Source organism: Kitasatospora sp. NPDC059571, assembly GCF_042735675.1.
Taxonomy (GTDB): Bacteria; Actinomycetota; Actinomycetes; order Streptomycetales; family Streptomycetaceae; genus Kitasatospora.
The window spans coordinates 32707-38301 of sequence record NZ_JBHWBW010000014.1 but is presented as its reverse complement, the minus strand read 5'-3'; the positions used below and the strand labels follow the sequence as shown (position 1 = coordinate 38301).

The 5595-nt window shown below is 74.0% G+C and carries 6 protein-coding genes; 3 read left to right on the top strand and 3 right to left on the bottom strand.

Annotation, left to right across the window (positions count from 1 at the left end):
- Window positions 1–80 precede the first annotated feature (80 nt).
- Together ACFV0G_RS03910 and ACFV0G_RS03905 are read right to left on the bottom strand one after the other, a co-directional pair.
- Complete coding sequence (locus tag ACFV0G_RS03910; protein WP_380541132.1) at window positions 81–656, bottom strand: TerD family protein; 576 nt, start codon at window positions 654–656, stop codon at window positions 81–83.
- Window positions 657–771: 115 nt separating this feature from the next.
- A complete protein-coding gene (locus ACFV0G_RS03905; RefSeq protein ID WP_380541129.1) occupies window positions 772–1260 on the bottom strand; it encodes a hypothetical protein in 489 nt (162 codons plus the stop codon).
- Between the two features lie 107 nt (window positions 1261–1367).
- Between ACFV0G_RS03905 and arfB the strand changes: the two genes are divergently transcribed.
- On the top strand, window positions 1368–1802 hold the full coding sequence (gene arfB, locus ACFV0G_RS03900) for an alternative ribosome rescue aminoacyl-tRNA hydrolase ArfB (protein WP_380541126.1): 435 nt from the start codon (window positions 1368–1370) through the stop codon (window positions 1800–1802).
- Between the two features lie 7 nt (window positions 1803–1809).
- Here the strand turns inward: arfB and ACFV0G_RS03895 are convergent, their stop codons facing one another.
- A complete protein-coding gene (locus ACFV0G_RS03895) occupies window positions 1810–2337 on the bottom strand; it encodes a flavin reductase family protein (RefSeq protein ID WP_380541124.1) in 528 nt (175 codons plus the stop codon).
- 370 nt (window positions 2338–2707) lie between these two features.
- On the opposite strand from ACFV0G_RS03895, the gene ACFV0G_RS03890 reads away from it, so the two are divergent.
- Window positions 2708–4501: a diguanylate cyclase domain-containing protein gene (locus ACFV0G_RS03890; RefSeq protein ID WP_380541122.1), complete on the top strand. Its 1794-nt coding sequence runs from the start codon at window positions 2708–2710 to the stop codon at window positions 4499–4501.
- 91 nt (window positions 4502–4592) lie between these two features.
- Window positions 4593–5595, top strand: a 1003-nt coding sequence (locus ACFV0G_RS03885) for a hypothetical protein (RefSeq protein WP_380541119.1), incomplete at its 3' end; no start/stop codon positions are given.

Genomic DNA, 5595 nt, shown 5'->3' with positions numbered 1-5595 from the left:
GCCGGTGGGTGGCGCAGAACCTGCCGGCCCCGGGCATCGCCCGTTCGTGGCGGCGGCGCCGTTGACGGCGTGCCGGTGCGTCAGACGTTGACGCCGAAGTCCTGCGCGATGCCGACCAGGCCGGAGGCGTAGCCCTGGCCGATGGCGCGGAACTTCCACTCGCTGCCGGCGCGGTAGAGCTCGCCGAAGATCATGGCGGTCTCGGTGGCGGCGTCCTCGGAGAGGTCGTAGCGGGCGATCTCGGCGCCGCCGGCGGCGTTCAGCACGCGGATGTAGGCGTTGCGGACCTGGCCGAAGGACTGGCCGCGGCTGACCGCGTCGTAGATCGAGACCGGGAAGGTGATCCGGGTGACGTCGGCGGGCAGGCCGGCGAGGTTGACGTTGATCGCCTCGTCGTCGCCGGCGCCCTCGCCGGTGCGGTTGTCACCGGTGTGCACGACGGTGCTGTCCGGGGTGCTGGTGTTGTTGAAGAAGACGAAGTGACGGTCGGAGTACACCTTGCCGTCGTTGTTCAGCACGATCGCGCTGGCGTCGAGGTCGAACTCGGCACCGGTGGTGGTGCGGACGTCCCAGCCGAGGCCGACGGTGACGGCCGTGAGGCCGGGGGCCTCCTTGGTCAGCGAGACGTTGCCACCCTTGGAGAGGCTCACGGGCATGGTGTGTGTGTCCCTTCGGTCGCTTTTGTTCGGAAGAACGCTGGTCGCGGGGGCCATGGTTCCAGGAAGGGCGGTGTTTCTCGCACGAATCGTCCCGGAAGGGGGTGTCGCGGGGTCAGACCCGCGGAAAGCGCCCCTGCACCGTCCAGATGTTCGGATTGTCGGCCAGGCCGTCGTGCAGGTCCGTCAGGTCCGCGAGAACGTCCTGGAGGAAGTCGCGGGCCTCGCGGCGGAGCTCGGCGTGGCGCACCACGGCGGGCTCGGCGTCCCGCAGCCAGGTGGCGCTGATCTCGACCAGGCCGAACCGCCGGGCGAACCGCAGCAGCTCGGTGTTCTGGGTGAAGTCCAGGTCGGCGGTCTGCACGACCGCCGCCCGGCTGCCCCGAGGGTCGCGGTCCAGCTGCTCGACGACGTCGCACAGTGCCCAGGCGAAGTCCAGCACCGGGACCCATCCCCAGGCTGTGGACAGGTCGCGGCCGTCCGCCTCCAGGAAGACGTCGCCGCAGAACAGGTCGTACCGCAGGCTCCGCACCGGGGCGCTGCGGTAGTCGGTCTGCGGGGGGTCGGGGAAGCGGTTGGAGAGGGAGTAGCCGAGCTCGATCACGGCCCCATCCTCCCAGCCGCGGCCCCGCCGAGGGCGCGGGCGGGGGGCCGCACGCGGGCGTGCATAACCGCGTGACCCGGGCGGGTGCGGCGCGCGATGATGGACGCATGTCCGAGCCCATCCGCGTACGGGGGTCGGTGGTCGTCCCCGACGCCGAGCTCGTCTGGCGCTTCTCGCGTTCCTCCGGCCCCGGCGGCCAGCACGTCAACACCTCCGACACCCAGGTCGAGCTGCGCTGGGACCTGGCCGCCTCCGCGGCGCTGCCCCCGGTGTGGAAGGAGCGCGCCCTGGAGCGCCTCGCGGGCCGGCTGGTGGACGGCCGGGTGCTGGTCGTCCGGGCCTCCGAGCACCGCTCGCAGTGGCGCAACCGCGAGGTGGCCGCGGCCCGGCTGGCCTCGCTGCTCGGCGAGGCGACGGCTCCGCCGCCCAAGGCCCGCCGGGCCACCAAGCCGTCCCGCGGGATGGTGGAGCGCCGGCTGTCGAACAAGAAGCACCGCGCGGACCTGAAGCAGGGCCGGGGCCGGATCCGCGACGCCGGGTGAGGGCGCGTCAGCCCAGCCGGCGGTAGTCGCCGCGGAAGTACAGCAGCGGACGCCCGGCCGGGCCCGGCACGGCGGCGTGCAGCACCCGGCCGACCACCAGGACGTGGTCGCCGGCCGTGACCCGCTGCTCCGTCCGGCACTCGACGGTCGCCAGGGCGCCCTCGACCAGCGGCGATCCGGAGTGCTCGCCGCGGCGGTGCGGGGTGTCGGCGAACAGCAGCCGGTCGCTCAGCCGGCCCTTCATGGCGAACCGCGAGGCCAGCGTCCGGTGCTCCTCGCCGAGCAGGGAGACCGCCCAGGTCCCGGCGCGGGTGAGCACGTCGTCCATTCGCGAGTCCTCGCGCACCGACACCAGGACCAGCGGCGGTTCCAGGGACACCGACAGGAACGAGGTCGCGGTCATGCCGACGTCCTCGCCGTCCTCGGGGTCGCAGGCGGTGACCAGGGCCACGCCGGAGGCCAGCTGGCCGAGCGCGGCCCGGAACTCTTCGGGGGTCGCGGCAGGGGCTTGGGAGGGCTGCGGGGAGCTGTACACGTACCGCACGGTAGTCCGCCGCCCGGCGCGGCGGAATCGGCCCCTGGTCGTAGGACCGGCGACCGGGGTGCCGGCCCGGGATTCGCCGGCCGTTCACGCCCCGCGGTGTGTCGCCGGGCCCCGCAGGCCCCCTCGGTACTACCGTCCGACACCCCGCCGACCCACGTGAGGAGGGCCCGATGTCGGTGGATGTCCTGCTTTCCGTCCGCTGCACTGGGTATGGGTACGCAGGTGTTGTGTGATTTAAGTCACAAGTGACGACGTATTGCTGACCGAGCGTGCCTATCGCTGTGCTCGCTGTGATTCAGTTTCTTCTGGCAATCGGACGATAACCATCACCGCCTATCCGAAGCAGCCGGGGAGCCCCCGCATGGAAGCCGAGTCGGAGCCCTACGTCCGCCTCGCGACCCTCCGCACCTTGCACCGGGTCGTGGCGGACCTCAACGCTGCCCGCAGCCTGGCCGGCACCCTGCAGGCCGTGGTGGAGGGCGCGGTGCACGGGCTCGGGTTCGACGCGGCCGCGGTGAGCCTCGTCCGGCCCGACGGCGACCTGGTGGTGGCGGCCGTCTGGGAGGTCGAGGAGAGCGGGGTCGGCGGGCCCGCGGTGCTGCTCGGCCAGGTCGGCCCGCGCGACTCCTGGGACCGGATGCTGAGCGTCAGCGACCACTGGGGCACCCTGCGCTTCCTGCCCTACGACCGAGGCTGGGCCGTCGGCACCGACGTGCCGACCTGGACGGGCGACGGCCCGCTGCCGGTCTACGCCAACGACTGGCACCCGCGGGACTTCCTCTTCGCCCCGATGTACAGCGCCGGCGGCGACCTGCTCGGCGTGCTCTCGGTGGACCGCCCGCGCAGCGGCAAACGGCCCGGCGCGTGGACCCGCGAGGCGCTGGAGATGTTCTCCCTGCAGGCCTCCATAGCCATCGGCAACGCCCGGCTGCGCGCCGAGATGCAGCGCGCGCTGGCCCGCCTGGAGAAGGAGCAGCAGGCGCTGCGCGCCAGCGAGGAGAGCTTCCGTCAGGCGTTCGAGTACGCGCCGAGCGGGATGGCCATCACCGAGCTGCACGGCGCCGGGCGCGGCCAGCTCACCCGGGTCAACGACGCCCTCTGCCGGCTGCTCGGCCGGCCCCGGGCGACCCTGCGGCAGCAGAGCTTCGCCGACCTCGTCCACCCGGAGGACCTCGCCCTGCTCCAGCGCACCAGCGCCGAGGGCGGCCGCGCCGAGCTCAGGCTCTCCCGGCGCGACGGCGGCTACCAGTGGGTCTGCCTGCGCAACTCGGTGGTCGCGGACGCGGCGGAGGGTCCGAGCTTCCTGCTGACCCACGTCGAGGACATCGAGGACCGCAAGCTCCACGAGCTCCAGCTCGCCCACCGGGCCAGCCACGACGCGCTCACCGGGCTGCCGAACGGCGCCGAGCTGCGCACCCGGCTCGGCCGCCGGCTGTGCAGCCTCCCGCAGGCGCCCGGCGGGGCCGCCGCGCACGGCGCCGCGTTCGCGGCCTCCGGGCTGTCCTACAGCGCCCACGCGGCCTTCGAGGGGTCCGTGCCGGCCGCGCCCAGCCACGGCTACGGCTCGGCCGACCCGGCGCTGGACCGTGACGTCGAGGCCTTCGTGTCCGGCGCGGTGCTCGGCCGCGCCGAGCTGCGCCACGCCGCCCACGTGCACACCGTTGTCCCGGTCGAGCTGCCCGAGGACCCCGAGCCGTGGAACGCCGGGCACCGGGTGCCGCCGCCCGGCGACAAGGGCCTCGCGGTGCTCTTCTGCGACCTCGACGGCTTCAAGTCGATCAACGACCGGTTCGGCCACAACGCCGGCGACGCGGTGCTCATCGAGGTCGCCCGGCGGCTCCAGCAGGCCGTCCGGGAGGGCGACACGGTGGCCCGGCTCGGCGGCGACGAGTTCGTGGTGCTGGCCGACGGCATCGGCCGCCAGGAGGCCAAGGACCTGGCCGGGCGGCTGCGCAACGCGATCATCCCGCCGATGCGGATCGACAACCGGGCGATGCGGGTGGGCGTCAGCCTGGGCATCGGCTGGGCCGGCTGCGGCATGTCGATCGAGGAGGTCCTGCACGCCGCGGACGAGCGGATGTACGACGAGAAGCGGGCGCGTGGAGGTTCTGTGCGCGGCGCGCGCGGAGAGCGTTCCCACCGGCGCGCGGGCTAGCCGCGGCCCAGGTCTGCTTTCCCCGGGGTCGGCCCCGTTAGGTAGGGTTCCCCGGTACGAGCGTCCACCATCTGCCCGGGGAGTGAGCACCGTGACCACGGACGGCAGCAACGGCGCGCCCGAGGGCGCGGGAGACGACGACCCGTTCGGGTACCTCTACCGCCCGGCCGACGGCTCCGCCGCACCGGCCCAGCCGCGCAGCTCCTACAGCCGCCCGATGGAGGTCGGCCGCGCCCAGTACGGGCAGCAGCCCGCCCCGGCGCAGCAGCCGTACCCGCCCCAGGCGCCGTACGGCCAGCAGCAGCAGCCCTACGGGCAGCAGACGGCGCCGCACGGCACCCTGCCGACCGCGCCGCTGCCCCAGCAGAGCCGGTACGCCGAGCGCTCCCGGCCGCGGCCGGGCGACGACCGGCCGAGCGGCGGGCGCGGCAAGGGTGCGGTGATCGGCGCGGTCGCGGTGGTCGCCGCGGTCGCCATCGGCGTGGGCATCGCACTCTCCTCCGGCGACCCGGACGGCACCTCCAAGGCGTCCAAGGGCGCCCACAGCAGCGCCCCGGCCGCACCGAGCAGCGCGGCGGCCCCCTCGTCGGCGCCGGCGAGCCCCACGCCGGACGGCAAGCCGGTCTCCGACGCGGCCAAGCTCCAGGCCCAGAACGCCCCGTCGGCGAACACCGTCAAGGGCGCCGTCTCGGCGGACGGCAGCTACCTGACGCTGCAGGGCGGTTCGACGGTGACCTGGACGGTGTCCGCCCCGCAGGCCGGGCAGTTCAAGTTCTGGCTGCACTTCAACAACACCGGGGCCGACCAGCCGGCGCAGGTGACCGTCAACGGCAAGGACCACCCGGGCGGGGTGACCTTCAAGAACTACTCGAAGGGCTCCACCGACCAGGACCGCGCCTGGTACAGCACCAACATATGGCCGCAGCTGCAGGCCGGGACGAACACCCTCACGGTGACCCTCCCGGCCGGGAGCAGCGGCAGCATCCTGCTCGACCAGGTCGCGGGGGGGGGGGGGGGGCGGGTGGTGGGCGCGGGCGCCAGAAGACAGCGCGCGGCTGTGGGGAGACGCCGCGCCGACGCCCCCACAGCGCCCC